Annotated in this window: 23 protein-coding genes; 15 read left to right on the plus strand and 8 right to left on the minus strand. The window is 40.9% G+C overall.

Annotated elements, in window-relative coordinates; genetic code table 11:
• Positions 1-219 precede the first annotated feature (219 nt).
• Positions 220-1056 (minus strand): posphoenolpyruvate synthetase regulatory kinase/phosphorylase PpsR, encoded by an 837-nt coding sequence (gene ppsR / locus NDN13_RS07570; protein ID WP_251117797.1) that lies wholly within the window; start codon positions 1054-1056, stop codon positions 220-222.
• A 158-nt stretch (positions 1057-1214) separates the two neighbouring features.
• On the opposite strand from ppsR, the gene ppsA reads away from it, so the two are divergent.
• From ppsA to cyoE, 7 genes are all read left to right on the plus strand, one after another.
• Positions 1215-3593 (plus strand): phosphoenolpyruvate synthase, encoded by a 2379-nt coding sequence (ppsA, locus tag NDN13_RS07575; protein WP_251117798.1) that lies wholly within the window; start codon positions 1215-1217, stop codon positions 3591-3593.
• Positions 3594-3661: 68 nt separating this feature from the next.
• Positions 3662-4423, plus strand: a complete 762-nt coding sequence (locus NDN13_RS07580) for an RDD family protein (RefSeq protein ID WP_101236335.1) — start codon at positions 3662-3664, stop codon at positions 4421-4423.
• A 299-nt stretch (positions 4424-4722) separates the two neighbouring features.
• Positions 4723-5778 (plus strand): ubiquinol oxidase subunit II, encoded by a 1056-nt coding sequence (gene cyoA / locus NDN13_RS07585; protein ID WP_016540973.1) that lies wholly within the window; start codon positions 4723-4725, stop codon positions 5776-5778.
• A gap of 3 nt (positions 5779-5781) precedes the next feature.
• The gene (cyoB, locus tag NDN13_RS07590; protein WP_167248330.1) at positions 5782-7773 is read left to right on the plus strand and encodes a cytochrome o ubiquinol oxidase subunit I; all 1992 of its coding nucleotides are present in this window, start codon (positions 5782-5784) and stop codon (positions 7771-7773) included.
• 4 nt (positions 7774-7777) lie between these two features.
• On the plus strand, positions 7778-8398 hold the full coding sequence (gene cyoC, locus NDN13_RS07595) for a cytochrome o ubiquinol oxidase subunit III (protein ID WP_005274296.1): 621 nt from the start codon (positions 7778-7780) through the stop codon (positions 8396-8398).
• Entirely contained in the window at positions 8398-8727 is a 330-nt protein-coding gene (locus NDN13_RS07600; protein ID WP_004771585.1) for a cytochrome o ubiquinol oxidase subunit IV, read from the plus strand. Before cyoC ends, NDN13_RS07600 begins: the two co-directional genes overlap by 1 nt.
• A gap of 10 nt (positions 8728-8737) precedes the next feature.
• Positions 8738-9616, plus strand: coding sequence for a heme o synthase (cyoE, locus tag NDN13_RS07605; protein ID WP_251117799.1), 879 nt, complete (start codon positions 8738-8740; stop codon positions 9614-9616).
• A 160-nt stretch (positions 9617-9776) separates the two neighbouring features.
• Here cyoE and NDN13_RS07610 read toward each other — a convergent pair whose 3' ends face one another.
• Positions 9777-10271 (minus strand): hypothetical protein, encoded by a 495-nt coding sequence (locus NDN13_RS07610; RefSeq protein WP_251117800.1) that lies wholly within the window; start codon positions 10269-10271, stop codon positions 9777-9779.
• 173 nt (positions 10272-10444) lie between these two features.
• Between NDN13_RS07610 and rpsF the strand changes: the two genes are divergently transcribed.
• The 3 genes from rpsF to rplI are packed head-to-tail and all read left to right on the plus strand — an operon-like array spanning position 10445 to position 11526.
• Positions 10445-10828 carry a 30S ribosomal protein S6 gene (gene rpsF, locus NDN13_RS07615; RefSeq protein WP_004654408.1) on the plus strand — a complete coding sequence of 128 codons (384 nt, stop codon included), beginning with the start codon at positions 10445-10447 and terminating at the stop codon, positions 10826-10828.
• An 11-nt stretch (positions 10829-10839) separates the two neighbouring features.
• Entirely contained in the window at positions 10840-11067 is a 228-nt protein-coding gene (rpsR, locus tag NDN13_RS07620) for a 30S ribosomal protein S18 (RefSeq protein ID WP_000090661.1), read from the plus strand.
• Positions 11068-11079: 12 nt separating this feature from the next.
• On the plus strand, positions 11080-11526 hold the full coding sequence (gene rplI / locus NDN13_RS07625) for a 50S ribosomal protein L9 (RefSeq protein ID WP_004654410.1): 447 nt from the start codon (positions 11080-11082) through the stop codon (positions 11524-11526).
• A gap of 90 nt (positions 11527-11616) precedes the next feature.
• Here the strand turns inward: rplI and NDN13_RS07630 are convergent, their stop codons facing one another.
• On the minus strand, positions 11617-12171 hold the full coding sequence (locus tag NDN13_RS07630) for an NAD(P)H-dependent oxidoreductase (protein WP_251117801.1): 555 nt from the start codon (positions 12169-12171) through the stop codon (positions 11617-11619).
• 131 nt (positions 12172-12302) lie between these two features.
• Here NDN13_RS07630 and NDN13_RS07635 point away from each other — a divergent pair, with 131 nt between their 5' ends.
• From NDN13_RS07635 to NDN13_RS07650, 4 genes are all read left to right on the plus strand, one after another.
• Positions 12303-12638 carry a winged helix-turn-helix transcriptional regulator gene (locus NDN13_RS07635; protein ID WP_005204715.1) on the plus strand — a complete coding sequence of 112 codons (336 nt, stop codon included), beginning with the start codon at positions 12303-12305 and terminating at the stop codon, positions 12636-12638.
• A 120-nt stretch (positions 12639-12758) separates the two neighbouring features.
• Complete coding sequence (dnaB, locus tag NDN13_RS07640) at positions 12759-14204, plus strand: replicative DNA helicase (RefSeq protein WP_005204716.1); 1446 nt, start codon at positions 12759-12761, stop codon at positions 14202-14204.
• A gap of 60 nt (positions 14205-14264) precedes the next feature.
• The gene (alr, locus tag NDN13_RS07645; RefSeq protein WP_251117802.1) at positions 14265-15338 is read left to right on the plus strand and encodes an alanine racemase; all 1074 of its coding nucleotides are present in this window, start codon (positions 14265-14267) and stop codon (positions 15336-15338) included.
• A 62-nt stretch (positions 15339-15400) separates the two neighbouring features.
• A complete protein-coding gene (locus NDN13_RS07650; RefSeq protein ID WP_251117803.1) occupies positions 15401-15871 on the plus strand; it encodes a DoxX family protein in 471 nt (156 codons plus the stop codon).
• Between the two features lie 52 nt (positions 15872-15923).
• Here the strand turns inward: NDN13_RS07650 and NDN13_RS07655 are convergent, their stop codons facing one another.
• The 4 genes from NDN13_RS07655 to NDN13_RS07670 all read right to left on the minus strand — a co-directional run bounded on the left by NDN13_RS07655 (position 15924) and on the right by NDN13_RS07670 (position 19671).
• Positions 15924-16658 carry a proteasome-type protease gene (locus NDN13_RS07655; protein ID WP_159724942.1) on the minus strand — a complete coding sequence of 245 codons (735 nt, stop codon included), beginning with the start codon at positions 16656-16658 and terminating at the stop codon, positions 15924-15926.
• Positions 16659-16674: 16 nt separating this feature from the next.
• A complete protein-coding gene (locus NDN13_RS07660; RefSeq protein ID WP_251117804.1) occupies positions 16675-17454 on the minus strand; it encodes a transglutaminase family protein in 780 nt (259 codons plus the stop codon).
• Positions 17451-18053 carry an alpha-E domain-containing protein gene (locus tag NDN13_RS07665; RefSeq protein ID WP_251117805.1) on the minus strand — a complete coding sequence of 201 codons (603 nt, stop codon included), beginning with the start codon at positions 18051-18053 and terminating at the stop codon, positions 17451-17453. Before NDN13_RS07665 ends, NDN13_RS07660 begins: the two co-directional genes overlap by 4 nt.
• Before the next feature lie 67 nt (positions 18054-18120).
• A complete protein-coding gene (locus NDN13_RS07670) occupies positions 18121-19671 on the minus strand; it encodes a circularly permuted type 2 ATP-grasp protein (RefSeq protein ID WP_251117806.1) in 1551 nt (516 codons plus the stop codon).
• A gap of 211 nt (positions 19672-19882) precedes the next feature.
• On the opposite strand from NDN13_RS07670, the gene NDN13_RS07675 reads away from it, so the two are divergent.
• Positions 19883-20893 (plus strand): helix-turn-helix transcriptional regulator, encoded by a 1011-nt coding sequence (locus tag NDN13_RS07675; RefSeq protein ID WP_251117807.1) that lies wholly within the window; start codon positions 19883-19885, stop codon positions 20891-20893.
• A gap of 326 nt (positions 20894-21219) precedes the next feature.
• Here the strand turns inward: NDN13_RS07675 and NDN13_RS07680 are convergent, their stop codons facing one another.
• Positions 21220-21531, minus strand: coding sequence for a putative quinol monooxygenase (locus NDN13_RS07680; RefSeq protein WP_251117808.1), 312 nt, complete (start codon positions 21529-21531; stop codon positions 21220-21222).
• Positions 21532-21598 lie beyond the last annotated feature (67 nt).

Genomic DNA, 21598 nt, shown 5'->3' on the forward strand with positions numbered 1-21598 from the left:
CACCAATAATAAAAGTGAGATTTAAATCACAATATTATAGCAGAAATGTGGAAAAATTATCAGCAATTCAAATACTGAAGAGTTAAGCTAAGTTTGTTATTGAATATCAATTGTTTATTATTAGTTAATGATTTTTAGGAAAGCTGTCATTCAAAAATTTTAATGCATCTCTACATTGAAGACGACCTAATCAACTTAGATTGAGGCCGTCTGAAGCCATTAACCAATACGACGTTTCAAACCGGTCATTTGTAAAACTCGGGTTGAGATTTCTTCAATCGACATCTCTGTCACATTCAGATATTTAATCCCCTCGGAGATATAAATTCCTTCAATGGCACGGAGTTCCATTTGGCACTGACTAAAACTTGAATAGCGACTATTGGCCTTACGTTCATTGCGAATGGCAACCAAACGTTCCGCATCAATCATCAAACCAAACAACTTGTTTTTATGTTCACGTAGAACTTTTGGCAACCGATTGTCATCGAGGTCTTCCTCAGTTAAAGGATAATTTGCAACACGAATGCCAAATTGTAATGACAAATAAATCGAGGTCGGTGTTTTACCTGAACGCGATACGCCAATTAAAATAATATCGGCTTTATCATAATGACGTGTTCTGGCCCCATCATCATTGTCTAAGGCGAAATGTACCGCATCAATACGTGCCTTATAATATTCTGAATCGGTAACGGCATGGGTTTGTCCAACCAAGGTCGTCGGCGGTGTACCCAACTCTTGTTCTAATTTGCTAATGAGACCTTCAAAAACATCGAGATTGACCGCTTTAGCTGTATTGATAATTTCACGGACATGCGGATCAACCAAGGTATCAAAAACCAGCGGTAAAGATCCATCTCGAGATTGGCAAGCATTGATCTCGGCCACCGCGACCATTGCAGCTTCTTCAGTGGCAATATACGGCATAATATGAATGTCAAAATCGACGTTTGGAAATTGCGCAAGTAGTGAATGTCCAAGGGTTTCTGCGGTAATTGCGGTACCATCTGAAATAAAAAAAACGCTCCGTTTAATTTCTTTACTTACGGGCATCAAAATTCTCCTTAAACATTTGTCTTAGTGCTCTATAATCTTTATAGTAAACTCATCTAACATGACTGTCGCTTAGTAAAACACTAAATCTAAGCACTTTTGTATAATTTCATACCAATGATGGTCATTCATACTGCAAAAAAAGTGGAGTAAATACTTTGGAAGCGCGCGTAATCGGTCTGGAAAAATTAGGAAAACACGATGTCGAACTCGTAGGTGGGAAAAACTCATCTTTGGGTGAAATGATCAGCCATTTATCCAATGCTGGTGTATCGGTACCTGGTGGTTTTGCAACAACTGCTGCTGCCTATCGTGAGTTCTTGGATCAAAGCGGCTTAAACGCTCGTATTCAAGCTGAACTTTTACAGCTTAACGTTGATGATGTAATTGCACTTGCTGAAACCGGTGCAAAAATCCGTAAATGGATTGTTGATACTCCGCTTACTGCTACATTAGAACAAGAAATTCGTGAGGCTTTTGCAGCCCTTTCAAACGGCAACCCAGACATTGCTGTTGCGGTACGTTCTTCTGCAACTGCTGAAGACTTACCTGATGCGTCTTTCGCAGGTCAACAAGAAACTTTCCTCAACATTCGCGGTATTGATAATATCTTAATCGCGATCAAAGAAGTTTTTGCTTCTCTTTATAATGACCGCGCTATTGCTTACCGTGTACACCAAGGTTTTGAACATAGTGTTGTTGCCCTTTCGGCTGGCGTACAACGTATGGTTCGTTCAGAAACAGGTGCTGCGGGTGTCATGTTCACACTCGATACAGAATCTGGCTTCCGTGATGTTGTGTTTATTACAGCATCTTACGGTTTGGGCGAAATGGTGGTACAGGGTGCGGTTAACCCTGACGAATTCTATTTGTCTAAACCACTTTTAAATGCGGGTAAACATTCGGTATTACGTCGCAACCTTGGCTCTAAACACCAAAAAATGATTTATGGTGAAGAAGGTGCTGCAGGTAAATCAGTGGTGGTGGTTGATGTTGAAAAACAAGAGCGTCAACAATTTGCCTTAAATGACCATGAATTACATGAATTGGCTAAACAAGCGTTGATCATTGAGCAACATTACGGTTCGCCAATGGACATCGAATGGGCAAAAGATGGCGATGATGGTCAAATTTATATCGTTCAAGCACGTCCAGAAACGGTAAAAAGCCGTCAGAATGTCGGTACGATGGAACGCTACCTACTCAAACAACGTGGTACGGTCATTTGTGAAGGTCGTTCAATCGGTCAACGTATCGGTTCAGGTAAAGTTCGTGTTGTCACTTCTATTAAAGAGATGGATAAGGTTCAGGACGGTGACGTACTTGTATCTGACATGACTGACCCAGACTGGGAACCAGTAATGAAGCGCGCTGCTGCGATCGTTACCAACCGTGGTGGTCGTACTTGTCACGCCGCGATTATTGCACGTGAGTTAGGTGTTCCAGCAATTGTTGGTTGCGGTAATGCCACTGAAGTCCTTTCTGATGGCCAAGAAGTAACTGTTTCTTGTGCCGAAGGCGATACTGGTTTCATCTATGAAGGTGCATTAGATTTCGAAGTTCAACGTAACTCGATTCACTCAATGCCATCGCTACCATTCAAAATCATGATGAACGTTGGTAACCCTGACCGTGCATTTGACTTTGCTCAAATCCCGAATGAAGGGATCGGCCTTGCTCGTCTAGAGTTCATCATCAACCGTATGATCGGTGTGCATCCAAAAGCACTCTTAAACATTGAAAGCCTACCACGTGAAACTCGTGCGGCTGTAATGGCACGTACTGCGGGCTACTCTTCTCCAATCGAATTCTATGTCGAAAAATTGGTTGAAGGTATTTCGACACTTGCTGCTGCATTTGCAGAAAAACCAGTCATCGTACGTATGTCTGATTTTAAATCGAATGAATATGCAAACTTGATCGGCGGTAAGCTATACGAGCCAGAAGAAGAAAACCCAATGTTGGGCTTCCGTGGTGCGAGTCGTTATGTATCTGATAACTTCCGTGACTGTTTTGAACTTGAATGTCGTGCCTTGAAAAAAGCACGTGATGAAATGGGTTTAACCAATATCCAAATCATGATTCCATTCGTTCGTACGGTTTCTGAAGCAAAACGTGTGATTGAACTGCTTGCTCAAAATGGTTTAAAACGTGGTGAGAATGGTTTAAAAATCATCATGATGTGTGAATTACCAACCAATGCATTGTTAGCTGAGCAATTCCTTGAGCACTTTGATGGTTTCTCTATCGGTTCAAATGACTTAACACAATTAACACTCGGTCTTGACCGTGACTCTGGTATCGTATCTCACTTATTTGATGAGCGTGATCCAGCAGTTAAAGCGCTCCTTTCTATGGCAATTCATGCTTGCCGCAAAGCAGGAAAATACGTTGGTATTTGTGGTCAAGGTCCTTCGGATCACCCTGACCTGGCTAAATGGCTCATGGAACAAGGTATTGAATCTGTGTCACTTAACCCTGACTCAGTCCTTGATACTTGGTTCTTCCTTGCTGAAGAACAAATCAAGAAAGCCTAGTCTTTTTTAGAAAAAGGCCCTCTTTCGTAGGGTCTTTTTTCATCTTTCGTAATTGAGATTTTAAAATTATGCAAATTTACTTGGCTCGTAACAATCAACAAGCAGGACCTTACAGTTTAGAACAAGTGAACCAAATGCTTGCTAGTCAACAAGTTTTATTGACCGATTTAGCTTGGCATGAAGGTATGGCTGAATGGAAAACACTTGGTGAACTCACACAAGGTAAACTTGTCTACGAACCTGTAGGTTACTCTCCTTTTAGTTCTCAAATTAAAACTGAAACGAACGAACCAACTTACAAAATCAAAGTCGAACAAAAAGCGCCTGAACTTGCGCCTTTTCATTCGCGTGCGCTAGCGAAAGTTTTTGATCTCATCCTTTGGCTACCGATGGCTTCGATCCCATCTTTCTTTTTTAATGAAAGCCAATACCAAGAATTATTTGAAATTCAAAAACAGATGCAAGCCACTCAAATGGCGTCAGACAAAGCTGTCGAATTACAGCATCAGTTGATGCAATTAATTCCAAATGAAGCATGGATGATGATCTTTGCTTATCTGATTATCATGCTCATGATTCAGGCTTTCTTTATTGCAAAATCGGGTCAGAGTATCGGTAAAAAAATCGCCAAGATTAAAATTGTAGATGTTGAAAGCTCTGCACAAGTCAGTACAATTCGGGCCTTTTGGTTGAGAAGTGTGTTGTTTATCATTCTTAATCTAATCCTTGTACCGATCATTACTGTGATTGATTATGCTTTATTCGCATTTACCAAAAATCGTCAAACTTTGCACGATAAATTGGCAAAAACCAAAGTCATTAAGCAGTAATCACAAATCGATAAACAAAAGAGGATTTATTCCTCTTTTTTTATGTATTAAGCTGATATCTATATAAAAAACACAGATGCAAATAACAATCCCTACAAAATAAATCGGGTTTTAAAACAAGTATTTCACACGACTTTATGAGTAGCTTAGTTTTTCAATATAAGGCATAATGCCCAACAACGTTGCGGTGTCGCGTGATTGCTAAGCATTTTTTAACCAATCCTTATCAATCACGCGACACTTTAATCGCTATCCCATAATTTTAATTAGGGAATGGGACTCTTCACCGAGGTTGTAAAATGAGACAAACGATTTTAGCTGTATTGTCTTTATCAACGATGGCTGCGCTCTTGACTGGGTGCGGCGGTGATATGGTACTTCTAAACAATAAAGGTCCAGTTGGTCAAGGTCAAAGTAACCTGATGATGACTGCGATCTATTTAATGCTGTTGGTGGTGATTCCATCAATCGTTATGGCATTATGGTTTGGTTGGAAATATCGCGCGTCGAATAAAGATGCAGACTATAAACCTACTTGGGCACACTCAACGACAATTGAGATCGTTGTATGGGGTGTACCTGTCATTATTATTGGTATTTTAGCTTGGTTAACTTGGTGGGGTTCCCACAAGTACGACCCTTACCGTCCGTTAGAATCAGATAAAGCACCATTGACTATTCAAGCTGTCGCTGAACAGTTCAAGTGGATTTTTATCTATCCTGAGCAAAACATTGCAACGGTAAACGAAGTACGTTTCCCAGAACAAACACCAGTAAGCTTTAAGATCACTTCTAACTTCACGATGAACTCGTTCTTCATCCCACAGTTAGGCGGTCAGATTTACGCAATGGCTGGTATGCAAACTCACCTTCACCTATTAGCCGATGAACCAGGTATCTTCCGTGGTTTCTCAGCAAACTATTCAGGTTACGGTTTCTCACAAATGCGCTTTAAAGCACATAGCGTGACTGAGCCAGAATTTGCACAATGGGTAGAAGCAGTTAAAGCTGGTAATGGTACAAGTATTAACCCTGAAGCAATTCAAAAAGGCACACTTGACCAAGCTGAGTTAGCAACGCTTAAAGATGGCGATCGTTCTAAGCATCAGATCGAGCATTTAGTAAATCGTGCTAAAGCTGCTGGTGATGAAGAAGCACTTGCTAAAGCTGAAGCGATGAAACCGTTCCCGACTAAGCCACACCCAGTGACTTATTACTCATCAGTTGAACCAAAATTGTTTGAAACAATCATCAACCACTACATGAGTAACTATCACGGTGCTGACCATTCTGCTGGACATGATGCAACAGCAGAAACTCATGCTGCAGCAGAACACGCTGCTCAAGGGGAATAAGACATGGATATGATTTTTGGTAAATTGGGGTGGGATTCTATCCCGACTGAACCCCTTGTACTTGTCACCATGGTCTTTATGGCACTTGGTGCAATTGCTGTTTTGGGCGGTATCACCTATTTCAAGAAATGGGGATATTTGTGGAATGAGTGGTTTATCACTGTAGACCATAAAAAGATTGGTATCATGTATATCATCGTATCTGTAGTCATGCTGTTGCGTGGTTTCGCCGATGCGATCATGATGCGTCTACAACTTTTCCTCGCGAAAGGCGGCGGCGAAGGTTACTTACATCCTGACCACTACGACCAGATCTTCACCGCACACGGTGTAATCATGATCTTCTTCGTAGCAATGGGTCTCGTTGTTGGTATGATGAACATCTCTGTACCTTTACAGATTGGTGCTCGTGACGTTGCCTTCCCATTATTGAACTCTTTAAGCTTCTGGTTATTCGCTGGTGCTGCTGGTTTAATGATGCTTTCACTCGTATTGGGTGAGTTTGCTGCGACTGGTTGGATGGCTTACCCTCCTCTATCTGGCATTCAATATTCTCCTGGTGTCGGTGTTGACTACTATATCTGGGCACTTCAGGTTTCTGGTCTAGGTACGCTTTTATCTGGTGTTAACTTCTTTGTTACCATCATCAAAATGCGTGCACCTGGCATGAAGTTGATGGACATGCCTATTTTCACGTGGACTTCACTTTGTACGGCTGTACTCATCATTGCATCATTCCCTGTATTAACAGGTACGCTTGCAATGTTGACGCTTGACCGTTACTTCGGCTTCCATTTCTTCACTAATGAGCTTGGCGGTAGCCCAATGCTTTACGTGAACTTGATCTGGACATGGGGTCACCCTGAAGTATATATCTTGGTATTACCAGCATTTGGTCTATACTCAGAAATCGTTGCAACCTTCTCTCGTAAAGCGTTGTTCGGTTATAAGTCTATGGTGTATGCGACGATTGCGATTACTGTACTTGCGTTCGTTGTATGGCTTCACCACTTCTTTACCATGGGTGCTGGTGCGAACGTGAATGCGTTCTTCGGTATCATGACCATGGTTATTGCGATTCCTACAGGTGTGAAAATCTTCTCTTGGTTATTCACCATGTATAAAGGTCGCATCACCTATACAACACCTATGTTATGGACGCTTGGCTTCCTTGTAACATTCGGTATCGGTGGTTTAACTGGTGTATTGATGGCTGTTCCACCTGCGGACTTCCTTGTACACAACTCATTATTCTTGATTGCTCACTTCCATAACGTAATTATCGGTGGTGTGGTGTTTGGTATGTTTGCCGGCATCATCTTCTACTGGCCAAAAATGTTTGGTTGGAAGCTCAACGAAGCATGGGGTAAAGCTGCGTTCTGGTTCTGGTTCATCGGTTTCTATTTTGCATTCATGCCACTTTATATCCTTGGTTTCATGGGTATGACACGTCGTTTGAATACATATGACAACCCTGAGTGGGATCCGTACTTGGCAATTGCATTGTTTGGTGCTGTTCTTATCGCGATCGGTATTGCATGTTTCTTAATGCAAATCATCGTTGGTTTCTTACAACGTAAGGACAACATGGACCATACAGGCGATCCATGGGATAGCCGTACGCTTGAATGGGCGACGTCATCTCCTGCTCCGTTCTATAACTTTGCGCATGAACCAGATGCAAGCGGCGTTGACCGTTTCTGGACTGACAAAGAAAATGGTGTAGCATACGCACGTAACACTAAATATGAAGACATCCACATGCCGACTGATCGCGCTGCTGGTTTTGTCATTGCAATGTTCATTACAATTCTTGGCTTTGCACTGATCTGGCATATTTGGTGGCTCGTTGTTGTTTCATTCGTATCAGCTGTTGTTAGCTTGATCGTAAGTTCATTCACTAAGAATGTTGACTACTACGTTCCTGCTGCTGAAGTTGAGCGTATTGAAAACGAACGCTATGCTTTACTTGAAAAACACTTGAAGAAGGACTAAGGAAATGGCTGAAGTACTTCATCACGACAACCACGGCCACGATGGTCATCATGAGCATGATGATACGGACTTAACGGTCTTTGGTTTCTGGACATACTTGATGAGTGACTTGATTCTTTTCGGATCACTCTTCATTGCGTTCGCTGTATTAAGCAGTCATATTCCACCAGGAACTCCAAGTGCATATGACCTGTTCCATGATTCATTAGGCTTCGTTTTAACTGAAACATTTGCCTTATTGATCTCATCGGTAACATTTGGTTTTGCTGTACTTGCATCGTATAAAAAGAATGTAAATCAAGTCATCACTTGGTTATTCATTACATTCCTTTTCGGTGCATCGTTCATTGGTATGGAAATCTATGAGTTCCATCACCTTGTACATGAAGGCCATGGTCCAACTCACAGTGCATTCTTATCTGCATTCTTTACTTTGGTTGGTACACACGGTATCCACGTAACTTCTGGTTTAGTGTGGATGTTGGTATTGATGTATCAAATCAAAAAGAATGGTTTGACCTTACCGAATACACGTCGTCTTGCTTGCTTAAGCTTGTTCTGGCACTTCCTTGACATCGTTTGGATCTGTGTATTCAGCGTCGTTTACTTACTGGGAGTTCTCTAATGAGTAGTCATGACCATAATGCTGCAGGTGCGTCACACGGTAACTTTAAACAATACACTGTTGGATTTATTCTTTCTGTTATCCTCACCATCATCCCGTTCGGGATGGTGATGGCTGGCGGTTTCAGTCGTGGCGTTCTAGTTACAGTAATTGCAATTACTGCGGTTGCTCAGGTACTTGTACAACTTGTGTATTTCTTGCACATGAATACATCGTCTGATCAGCGTTGGAACCTTATTGCATTTATCTACACAATTTTATGTATCGCTGTACTTTTAGTCGGCTCTGTGTGGATTATGAATTACCTACACTACAACATGATGATCTAAACTAATTGTCATGTGGAAAAAGTACTTATTCCTGACTAAACCAGGAATTCTCTTCGGTAATTTTATTACCACCTTGGGCGGCTTCTTCTTAGCCGCCCAAGGCTCTATAGACTGCCTCTTATTATTGCTTACCCTACTCGGAACAACTTTTGTGGTTGCTTCTGGTTGTGTGGTCAATAATGTTATTGATCAAGATATCGATCAAAAAATGCAACGCACCATGAATCGCGCGCTTGTGACAAAAACCATATCCCCTCCTGTTGCCCTGTGTTATGCATTGGTTTTAGGTGTGATTGGCTTTAGCATGCTCTGGTTCTATGTGAATGCTTATGCATTTTTATTCGCTGTGATTGGTTTTGTAGTCTATGTCGGTTTTTATAGTTTGTGGACGAAACGTACCACCATCCATCAAACCGTCATTGGTAGTATTTCCGGGGCGAGTCCACCTGTTATTGGTTATACGGCTGTAAGTCATCAATTCGATATGGCGGCGTTATTAATCTTTGTTGCATATGCTTTATGGCAAATGCCACATTCATGGGCAATCGCCATTTATCGTTTTGACGATTACAAAAATGCAGGTATTCCAATTTTACCTGTAGCTCGTTCAATTGTAAGAACGAAGATCGAATCACTGATTTATGTGATTCTGTTTACCGTTGCGATGAATGCACTGTATATGTATGGATATACCAATCTCATTTTCTTGGTGATCTGTAATGCGTTGTGTATTTACTGGTTCTACATTGGTATTTTAGGATTCAAGGCTGAAGATGATCAGCTTTGGGCAAAACGCTTTTTCCTTTTTTCAGTAATCCTGATTACTGTCATTAGTTTAAGCTTTAGCTTTACTTTTAAAAGTCCTGCACCACTCTTCCCTATTTTTTAAAAAGATAGAGAACGCTCTATCTTTTTATTCTCCCTCTCGTTGTGATCATTTCGTGCAATAAAAACATTTGTTTCTTTATTGCCTAAATGAACCCCACCTAGACTACATTCCAAGCCAGCCTGTTACATACAATCTGTAAATACCCATCTGCAACATTACGCTAGCCAAAAAACTCACTGTCTGACTCAAATCGTCTAAAAAATTGATCAATATTATGTGAATATTTTTGATCTAATTTTTGCCACGCTTCTTGAGGTAATGGAATAAACTCCAAGGTATCGGAACCATCGGAAGGCTCACAAAAGCGGATTTCATAATCTGGCTGTAAAATTTGATTCAGTGCTTTTAAGGTGGTATCTCGATCAGCACCCTCACCTTGATAAGGAATGATCAATGCTTGATCTTTGTAATGAAGACGAATGATAAAACCTTGGGCATTATCAGCACTTTCCGTCTCTACGCTTAAATTCCCTGTTTGCAATATTTTTTCGCAATATTCAATAATGGCTTCATCTTCTTCACGCCAATCGACAATCATTAAAATTTGATAAATATTCCCTTCATATTGCTCAAATACTTCTGAATAAGCATCCTCAGTACCTGACTGTAAAATTGACTCGATCAATGCAACTGTTTTTAAAAATTGTTGTTCCATGCTTATGCCCTATTTTATTTAAAAAATATCATGCAAAGACTATGGCAAATTTGCTTTATAGCGTCAATTTGCATATAATCGCCGCTTCGCAATTTGCGACATAACTTTTAAGTTATGACTCCTTGCTTCTAATTTTTTTAATTAGGGGCTGCTTAAACCGTAAGGAGCTGACAATGCGTCACTACGAAATCGTACTATTGGTACATCCAGACCAAAGCGATCAAGTTGTAGGTATGGTTGAACGCTATATCTCTCAGATCAAAGAAGCTGAAGGTCAAATTCACCGTTTAGAAGATTGGGGCCGCCGCCAATTGGCTTACCCGATTAACAAAATTCACAAAGCACACTACATTCTTATGAATGTTGAATGTGGTCAAACGACTCTTGATGAATTAGAAGAATTATTCCGTTATAACGACGCAATCATTCGTAACATCATCATCCGTCGTGAACACGCAATTACTGAAGAATCTTTACTTGCTAAGAGTGCTGAAGAAAAACGTGCGCGTAAAGCTCAACGTGAAGAAGCACAACAAGCAATTCAAGAAGCTGAATAAGGAGAACATCAATGGCACGTTTTTACCGTCGTCGCAAGTTCTGCCGCTTTACAGCTGAGAATGTTGCGTACATCGACTACAAAGATATCGACACTTTAAAACAGTACATCACTGAAAACGGCAAGATTGTTCCTAGCCGTATTACAGGTACTAAAGCTCGTTATCAACGTCAATTAGCGTTAGCTATTAAACAAGCTCGCTATTTGTCTTTGATTCCGTACACTGACAACCATAAGTAAGTGAGGTGAGCTGTGGACGTTATCTTATTACAACGCATTAAAAACCTTGGTAAATTAGGCGACAAAGTATCAGTTAAAGCTGGTTACGGTCGTAACTTCTTGATCCCTCAAGGTAAAGCTGTAGCTGCAACAGAAGCAAACACTGCTGCTTTTGAAGCTCGTCGTGCTGAACTTGAGAAACAAGAAGCTGAAGTATTAGCTGCTGCGAATGCACGTGCTGAACAATTGAATGAAGTTAACATCGTGATCACTGCGAAAGCTGGTGACGAAGGTAAACTCTTCGGTTCTATCGGTACTCGTGACATCGCTGATGCTTTAACTAATGCTGGTCTTGTTGTAGACCGTGCAGAAGTTCGTTTACCAAACGGTGCGCTTCGTCACACTGGTGAATTCAACATCGCAATCCAATTGCATCATGATGTTGTTGCTGAAGTTCTCGTTACTATCGTATCTGAGTAATTTCCGCAAAAAAAAGAGCATGTTTTACATGCTCTTTTTTTATGTCTATTGTTTTGTTTTCTTAAATCATCCTATTCATTGAAAATATAGTTACCACATCTCTAATAAATAGTTCACATAATTCACTGCACTCTGATTGATTTCATTCCCAGTAGGTTGAACCTCTCCCGCTTCCGGATTGGTATCCATTCCATAAAAAGCAAACATTGGCTGATAATCGGCCTTTACATAGCGCGCAGTTAATTCAAAAGGTAGACACAGCTGTTGTAGCGAAAACTGATAGCGACCATCTGTGGCATAATCTTTTTCTTTAATCCCTGCGGAAACGGCAAGGGTTATTTTCTTATCTTTGAGCTGATTTCCCGCTGAGCCATAGGCCCAACCATAGGTCAGCACATCATCCAACCATTGCTTTAATAAGGGCGGGCAATTAAACCAATAAATCGGAAACTGAAAGACCAAATTGTGATGGGCTTCCACCAAAGCTTGTTCTCTAGCAACATCAATAACACCGTCTGGGTAGTGTTGATAAAGTTGATGGATCGTGAATTCATCAGGATATTGGCTCAACTCCTCAATCCAACGTTTATTAATAACAGCGTTATCAATATCTGGGTGAGCAACGATCACGAGTGTTTTCTTCATTTCAAAGCATCCCGTCAGGCATCTGAGTCTTTCTGCAATCAATATAAAATGATTATAAAAGTATGCTGGAGATAATATAAGTACGGTCATTATGGTTATATACTAGACTAAAAGTGAGTGTCGGAAAAATTATGGAAACCTGTGCCCCGCCCCAAATTGACTTAGAGCAAACCGATTTTGGATATACGCTTTCCCTGATCAATGGCAAATACAAAATGATTATCATGTATTGGCTTTATCAGCATAAATCCATCATGCGATTCAATGAGTTAAAACGCTCCATTGCTAATATTTCTTTTAAAACTTTGAGTCTGACCTTGAAAGAAATGGAACGAGACCAATTAATTATTCGTAAGGAATATCCACAAATTCCACCCAAAGTCGAATACAGCTTATCTGAACGCGGACTTTCCTTAATTCCATTATTAGACATGATGTGCCAATGGGGTGCATCTAATCGGCTCTAAGCGCTAAACCACACTTTTTCACCACTTACACAATTTTCACTGAATTAAATTGTGCCGATGAGCTCCATTTGGATTAAGATAGTCATTCGGTACCGTTTCATCTTTTTATTAGGTCTTGTTATGTCACAGGCGAATGCCAATTTTACAAAAAATTCTCCAAACACAGAGAGTAAAGTGAGTGACTCAGGTCAGCTAAAAGAATTCCGTACCCCACCGCACAACCTTGCCATCGAGCAAGCCGTTTTGGCAGCCTTAATGACGGTTGCAGAATCTTTTGAGCAAGTCAGTGACTTACTCAAAGAAAATGATTTTTATGCAACACGTCACAAATATATTTATCGTGCCATTGAGAAACTGGCACAAGAAAACTCGCCTTATGATGCCGTTTTGGTCAATGATTGGTTGCTCAAACAAAACCTGTTAGATGCCATTGGTGGTGAAGAATATTTAATGCAACTGATGGCAGATTCACCATCAAGTTTCTATAACCTTGAAATTTATGCAAATAAAATCAAGGAATTTTCAACTCTGCGTAACATGATCAAGATCAGCAGCGATATTTTACAAAATGCCTATGACACCAAAGGTCGTCCCGTCAGCGAAATTCTTGATTTAGCAGAAACCAGTATTTTCTCTTTGGCAGAACAGCACAATAACAATAAAAAAGATTCTGGGCCAAAATCCATCAGCTCTGTAACTGCGGATGTGATTACCAAATTAGATGAATTATCTAAACTTGATGGCAACATTACCGGTTTAACCACAGGCTTCTTGGAACTCGATAACAAAACCTCGGGGATGCAAGCCGGAGACTTGATTATTGTTGCAGCACGCCCATCGATGGGTAAAACCACGTTCGCCATGAACTTGGTTGAAAGTGTACTGCAATACAACCGTCTGCCTGCTCTGGTATTCTCAATGGAGATGCCAGCAGACTCGATTGCCATGCGTTTGATTTCAGCAATGGGTAAAGTCCATCAAGGACATTTACGTTCAGGGAATCTCGATGCAGACGAATGGACCAAAGTGACAGGCACCATTCTTCAGCTACAAGAAATGCATCTCTATATCGATGACTCGTCTGCTCTGCCACCCACTGAACTTCGTGCCCGTGCGCGTCGTGTGGCTAAAATGCATGATGGCAAAATCGGCTGTATCATGGTCGACTACTTACAGCTGATGAAAGTCCCAGGTATGGGCGATAACCGTGTCGGTGAGATCTCGGAAATTTCACGAAGCTTAAAAGCCTTAGCCAAAGAAATGCAATGTCCTGTGATTGCACTATCGCAGCTGAACCGTAGTTTGGAGAACCGACCAAACAAACGCCCGGTTATGTCAGACTTGCGTGAATCGGGTGCGATCGAGCAGGATGCCGACTTAATCATGTTCATTTACCGTGATGAAGTCTATAACAAAGAATCTAAAGAAGCAGGTACTGCCGAGATTATCATCGGTAAACAGCGTAACGGTCCAATTGGTAGCGTTCGCCTTGCCTTCGAAGGCCAATATACCCGTTTTAGTAACCTCTCGCCTGAGTTCTATGCTCAATATGAGGATGAGGAATAAGCCCTTCACGATCCAAATTGCATTATCTCGTTTCCTAGCCGACCCAAAGGAGAAATCAGGGTGCGCCAAGCAACAGTTTATATTGACAGTGTAGCACTGCAATATAATTTAAACCGTGTTAAACAACTTGCTCCACATTCAAAAATCGTCAGTATGGTCAAAGCCAATGCCTATGGACATGGAGTTAAGCACTGTTTAGCCGCCCTAGAGGCCACGGACGCTTTTGGTGTCGCCTGTTTAGAAGAAGCTTTGGAGATCAGGCAACTGGGATATACTCAACCCATTACCCTGATTGAAGGTGTATTTGCTAAAGATGAAATGACACACGTCATTGAACAGAAACTTGAATGTATTGTTCATCACACACAACAAGTTGAATGGTTAATTCAACATAAAACTGCTTACAACGCATTAGGCTTGAAAGTTTGGGTCAAACTAAATAGCGGCATGAACCGCCTTGGTTTTAAAATCCATGAAATCATAGACGTGATTCAACGTTTAAAAGCCGAAGGTTTCACCTGTGTACTCGCCATGCATTTTGCCAATGCTGATGTAGAACATCCTTTAAATGAGCAACAGAAACAGCAGTTCTTACAGGTCAAGCAGGCTTGTGAACCGATCTTGGTCTCCTGCTGTAACTCTGCGGCAATTTATAAATATCCTGAACTACATTTTGATTTTGTTCGCCCCGGTATCATGCTTTATGGCGCATCTCCTTTTGCCGATAAAAGTGTACATGAACTCGATCTAAAGCCCGTCATGACCTTTAGTGCCGAAATCATTGCACTGAATCAGATTCAACAGGGTGAATTTGTCGGTTATGGTTCAACCTATTCAGCTACATGTCCGACAGAGATCGCGATTGTTTCGATTGGCTATGGTGACGGCTATCCACGTGCGTATATCCAGCAAAACTTCGTTGCCATCAATCAACAACTAGTTCCTGTTGTTGGCCGTGTCAGTATGGACATGATCGCGATTGATATCAGCAATGTTAAAGCAGAAATTGGCACAAAAGTTGAGCTTTGGGGCCAATCTCGCTTGGTTGATGATGTGGCAGCAGCGAACGGAACCATCGGCTACGAGCTCCTTTGCCGCCTCAGCCAACGCCCAATACGTCAATTAGATAACTAAACATGACTTGATCAATTTTTGGGTTTTACCTCTAATAAGGGTTTTAACCAATCAGATCCAGCATGTTAAAACTAATTTACGATAATCCGCTTTATAAAATGCCGATCCAGCAATTGGTTCTGTTTCTGATCCGAATTTCGATCGGCATTTTTTTCTTTACTACAGGTTTCAACAAGCTTTTCGTTGAAAAAAACAAACTGATTATGCTGGAAACGATCATAGATGCAGGCATTCCATTTCCAACAATCATGAGTACTTTCGTTTCAGCGACTGAAATGCTGGCAGGTTTATTCTTGATTATCGGTTTGTTAACACAAATCAGTAGTGTCTTGTTATTTATAATCTGCCTGACTGCATTATATACCGTTGGCATACACACTATTCCCGAAGGATTAGATCTAATGAGCTGGCTCAGTTGGTTCTTCTATATCCATGACCTGTTGTATATGTTTATTCTTGCGATACTGATTACATCTCGACCAAGCATGCTGTCGCTGGATCGCATTCTAAGTAAAAACAGACCAATACCTTAGAATACTCCCTCAAAAGCACCTATACATGCTTTTGAGGAAGGCTTAACGGAAGTTATAAACCATAGTCAGCCGTTGGTTTTGGCAATTCTTGCAAACCACGGCGCAAAGTCTCTGACCATTGTTTACTGATCTGGGTGAAGTAAGGATCATCTTCACCAATACGCTTCCCTTCTGGAATTTTAAAACTGTCTTTATGATAAACCAAAGCATCCAAAGGCAAACCCACTGACACGTTAGAACGCAAAGTCGAATCGAAAGAAATGAGTGAACAGCGCAGTGCATCATCTAAGGGCATATCATAGTGTAAGGCACGGTCTAAAATAGGTTTGCCATACTTGCTTTCACCAATCTGAAAATAAGGCGTATCAGTGGTAGCACAAATAAAGTTGCCCTGTGGATACACATTATAAAGCTGCATGTCTTCGCCTTGAATCTGCCCGCCCACCAAGATGCTACATGAATAATTCATCTGTTCTTGAGTATCGCTGGTAATATCTTCAAGCACTTTACGTAAAGTTTTGCCCACCAGCTCAGCCACTTCAAACATGGTATTGGCACTATATAAATTGGGTTCTTGATGCAGCGCTAAAGCATTTTGCAAATGCCCAATCACAGCCTGAGTTGTTGCTAGATTACCGGATGTTTGTAGCGCAATAAAACGCTCACCTTCCACCCCAAAGGTATGTAATTTGCGAAATACAGAAATATGATCGACCCCAGCATTAGTTCGAGTATCACTAATCAATACCAAACCCTGCTCTAATCTTAATGCACAACAATAGGTCATCTTTCTCTCTTTATACTTAACATGCCAAAACCTGTACCACAGACATCATGCTTTCCACCCCACCTTGCTCACGAATGCCACGCACTGGTGCAACATCTAAGTAGTCGCGCCCGACCGCGACATAAATATGATTTTGGGGTGTAAATATCTGGTTACTTACATCGAAACAATACCACTCATTATCCACAAAAATCTCGGCCCATGCATGACTGGCAAGGTGTGGTTGATTTTCATCGTAGATATAGCCTGATACATAACGTGCTGGTAATTGTAGCGCACGACACATGGCAATTAATATATGTGCATGATCTTGGCAGACGCCCTGACCTGCATAAAATGCATCAATTGCAGAGGTCGTTACAGAGGTACTTTCAGGTTGATACGGCACTTGCTCTAAAATTTTTTCTGATAAAACAATCAAATGCTGTCGGTCTTTGACAGTAACAATCGAATGTGCGAAATCTGACATGGTCAGGTCACAGCAAGTCATCGCAGTCCGCTGTAAAAATATCATCGGTGAAATATCGGTCTCGACATAACCCAACTCAGTCGCATGCAGATCTACCACACCTTGCGCCATGATCGTCAGATAACGATAATCATGGCGTTGTGTTGCGGTAATCCACAGATTGTTAAACGCATCACGCTGACACGAATATTGTCCCGGAACACTAATATGCCAATTATCAATACTTTGGTGCCGAGAGCTCTGCGGCATCATCTTGATCGACTGGACACTATTCCTTGCAACTTCGCTATAGCGATAATGCGTCTGATGATTCACCATAAGTTTCATGAGGATGCCTCAAATTGATTTTCCAATTTATAGGTAAATGCATAAAACTGATTCAGGTATGGCTGTTGTTTTAAAACCTCCCAACAGGGTTGTAAATCTTGCCATCCCAGCTGGAATAACTGTTCAAGCGTCGGATCAATCGTATCAAATACAGTATGAAGATTATGTTGGAATCTAAAATAGGTATCGATTTGCTCAATACATTGCCCAATATGAAAGAATAGAAAAATATCTTCTTGTTCTGCTTTTAGAATATCGCAACAATTTTGCACCACAGTTTGAATCGCGAATCCATCCGCAGCCGTACTTTTAATCAGATAATTCAGTTCCGCATAGGCCTGTGCCGTCAACAAGCCCCTTAATTCCTGAATATTGTCACGTGCAATCTCAAGTTGGCTCAACAAGGAATAAGGCTGCTGTCGGTCTAACATGAATTGGTTCAAGTTCTCTGCATCTTCAATATGCAAACAAAGTGCTTGTGCAAATTTTGAAGCCTGCTGATCATCTACAAAAGGTAGCTGTTCTGCCACATAGGCAATGCGGAATAAATAACGTCCTAACCAGTAAATATGTTGAGCACTTGAACTAAGTAAAAGCATAAATTTCCTCCCTTTTCTTTATATCAATGCCACAGCCCAGCTTATATCCAAGCTGCGGAAATACCACTTAGGAACGCAAGCTTTCAACTACCCATGTATCCTTAATTCCGCCACCCTGAGAAGAGTTCACCACCAAAGAGCCTGCCTGCATGGCAACACGGGTTAAGCCACCTGGCACAATTTCAGTACGGTAAGGTGAGCTGAGCACAAAAGGACGTAAATCAATATGTCGCTCGGCAACGCCTTCAGCGGTCAGTGTCGGTGCAACGGAAAGTGCCAATGTCGGTTGGGCAATATATAAATGCGGAGTTTCAATTAGTTTCTGTCTAAAACAATCAATTTGTTGTTGATCTGCTTGCGGACCAATTAACATGCCATAACCACCAGAACCTTGTGCTTCTTTAACCACCAGTTTTTCTAAATTACTCAATACATAATCAAGTTGCTCCGCCTCTCGACATTGATAAGTGGGCACATTATTTAAAATCGGGACTTCACCCAAATAAAATTGAATCATTTGATCCACATAAGGATAAATTGACTTGTCGTCTGCAACCCCCGTTCCTGGTGCATTGGCAATCACAACATTATGTTGTAGATAGGCAGACATGAGCCCAGCTACACCTAAGCTGCTATCGGGTCTAAAGCTGAGCGGATCAAGAAAATCATCATCAACACGGCGATAAATCACATCCACTTGCTGACGACCACGAATCGTTTTGACATAAACTTTCTCGTCTTCAACAAATAAATCTCGACTAGTCACCAGTGGCACATCCATTTCACGCGCTAGAAATGAATGCTCATAATAGGCACTGTTAAAACGTCCAGGCGTAAGCACGACAATTAATGGCTGATCGACATAAGCATTTTCTTCAAGAATTGCTCTTAACAAACTTGGATATTGCTCAATCCCTTGTAAATTATTGCTATTACATAAATCTGGCATCAGTTTCTGGCTGATTTTTCGGCTTTCCAGCATGTAAGACACGCCCGATGGTGTACGCAAATTATCTTCGAGAACAAAGAAATCACCTTGACCATCACGAATGATATCAATCCCACTGATTTGTGAATAAATCTTACCTTTCAATTGATGCTTCAGCATGTGCGGCTGAAAAGCTTCATGGGCAATTACTTGCTCCGCAGGAATTAAACCTTCTTTTAAAATATGCTGCCCATGATAAATATCATCTAGAAATAAATTTAATGCTTTGACTCGTTGTGCGCAGCCCGTTGCGATCTTTTCCCATTGCTTCTTTTCAATCACACGTGGAATCAAATCGTAAGGAATAGTACGCTCAGCACCCTCCTGATCACCGTAAACATTAAAAGTAATGCCTTGATAGAGAAAATGCTGTTTGGCTTGTGCCTCTAAACTCTTTAAATCCTCCAGGCTACGAATACTCAACCATTGTTCAATTTTTTTCGATGCTTCACCGTTAAAACTTTTGTCATCTAACATTTCATTAAAAAATTGCGATTTAAGTTGCTCAAATAGATTTGTGCTGACATTGAGCTGTGGAATAAATGTAGACGTTGTAATGGAAACTGCTGTATTTGGCTCTGCTGCAAAATAATCGGTACTGATATGTAGGCTGTTCTCTTGTTCTGACATAGAAACCTCGTCTCATCATTTATCTATATTTAAATAAAGCAATTTCAATGCCACTTATATAAATGATCAAATTTCAACCAGATCTAGAATATTTAAGCAAAAGCACCTCCATTTCAGTCGTAAATACGTAATCTGGACCAGATGGACTTGATAATTAAGTATAGTTTTTTTATTGTGTCTGCTTTAGACCATTGAATTACGTATTACGCTTATGTCATCCGTACAAGAAAAAGAAACATCCAATAGCCTTTATCGCCAATGGCAAATTCTATCTCGCCTTTCAACTGGGAAATGGATGGGTACTCGTGAATTACAAGAAATATTAGAACGAGAAGGCATTGATATCAGTCTGCGTACAATTCAGCGCGATTTAAACCAGATTGCCCAACGCTTCCCGATTGAAAGTAATAAGACCGTGCCCCAAGGCTGGCGTTGGCGTTCAGATGCACCGATTCAGAGCTTGCCCCACATGACCAGCTCACAAGCGGTTACGTTTATGATGGTCGAAGAGCATTTACGTCACTTGCTTCCACCAAGTTTATTGGAAGAAATGACACCTTGGTTTGATCTGGCCAAACGTAGCCTATCGACACAAAATAATGTTCGACAATGGATCAATCGTGTTCGTATTGTGCCAGCCACACAACCATTGATTCCGCCTGTCGTCGATAAACATGCGCAACAGGCGATCTACGAAGGCTTATTACAAGACAAACAGATTGAATGTATTTATCGTGCCCGAACCCATCAAGGCGAAGATAAGACCTATATTCTGAACCCGCTAGCTTTGGTTCAAAAAGGTGCAGTGATTTATTTAATCTGTACCCGCAATGATAAAACTGAAGTGCAAACTTTTGCATTGCACCGCTTTAAGGCAGCAACCGTATTGGAAAGCCGCGCCTTACATCCGGTCAATTTTGAAATTGATAATTATATCGAATCTGGCGCACTCGGCTTCCGAGTTGACTATAACAAGCCAACTGAACAAATTCAGTTAAAACTGACCATGACTGAAAGTACAGCCAAAAGTTTCTACGAAAGCCAACTGAGTAAAGATCAAATCATCCAACAGCTAGAAGAGAATATTGTTGAGGTTTCTGCAACTGTCCCATTTACCTCACAACTGGTGTGGTGGCTCAGAAGCTTCGGTAAAAAAATCCTCAATATTGAACCTGCTGCCGTTTATAACGCAGTGAAAGAGATTGAAGAACAACCCCAATAAAAAAGAGAACCTTTCGGTTCTCTTCGATTTTTTATAAATTTTATTATCAAACACTCAGTATTATTTTTATTGTTTAAATGTTCAAACCAACCTCTCTCCCCGCCTTGATCAAAATTGGTTTGTACCTTTTTAAGCGCTTTGATTTAAATTAACATCGGCACGCTAATTCATAGCCATTGTAGCGGATTCTCTTTTTGGTCATAGTTTAAACCCTCTTTGTTTGAACGTAAGGCTAATATAACGAGGATTATTTGGGCTGTGAAATAACAAAGATTGGAATCAAAAGCTGTTTTTTTGCTATTGCTGATCTTTGAACCAAGATCAGCTTATTCTTTATCGGATAATAAAGTTTCGAAACGATGCAAATGGGTAAAACGTCCCGCCTGTATCTGATATTGATCAATTTGTGGTACTAAGCGCTGAAAATGTTCCGACTGTACATGCAAATCAAGTGCTGCACGATCAACCCATTCTTCGATAAAAACAAAATGCCCTTTCTGTTTATGGTCATGATAAAGATCATAGGCAATACAACCTGCCTCGGCTTTGGTTTTCTCTACCAGCTCTTGATAAAGCACTAACACTTCATCAATTTTATCTGGCTGGATATAGTCTTCAGCAATCAGTTTTAACGTCATTTACCTCGCTCTCCCTAAATATTTCCCATAAAAAAAGCTCTCAAATTCATGAGAGCTTTTTTGTCAT

The sequence above is a fragment of the Acinetobacter sp. C32I genome (assembly GCF_023702715.1).
Classification (GTDB): Bacteria; Pseudomonadota; Gammaproteobacteria; order Pseudomonadales; family Moraxellaceae; genus Acinetobacter.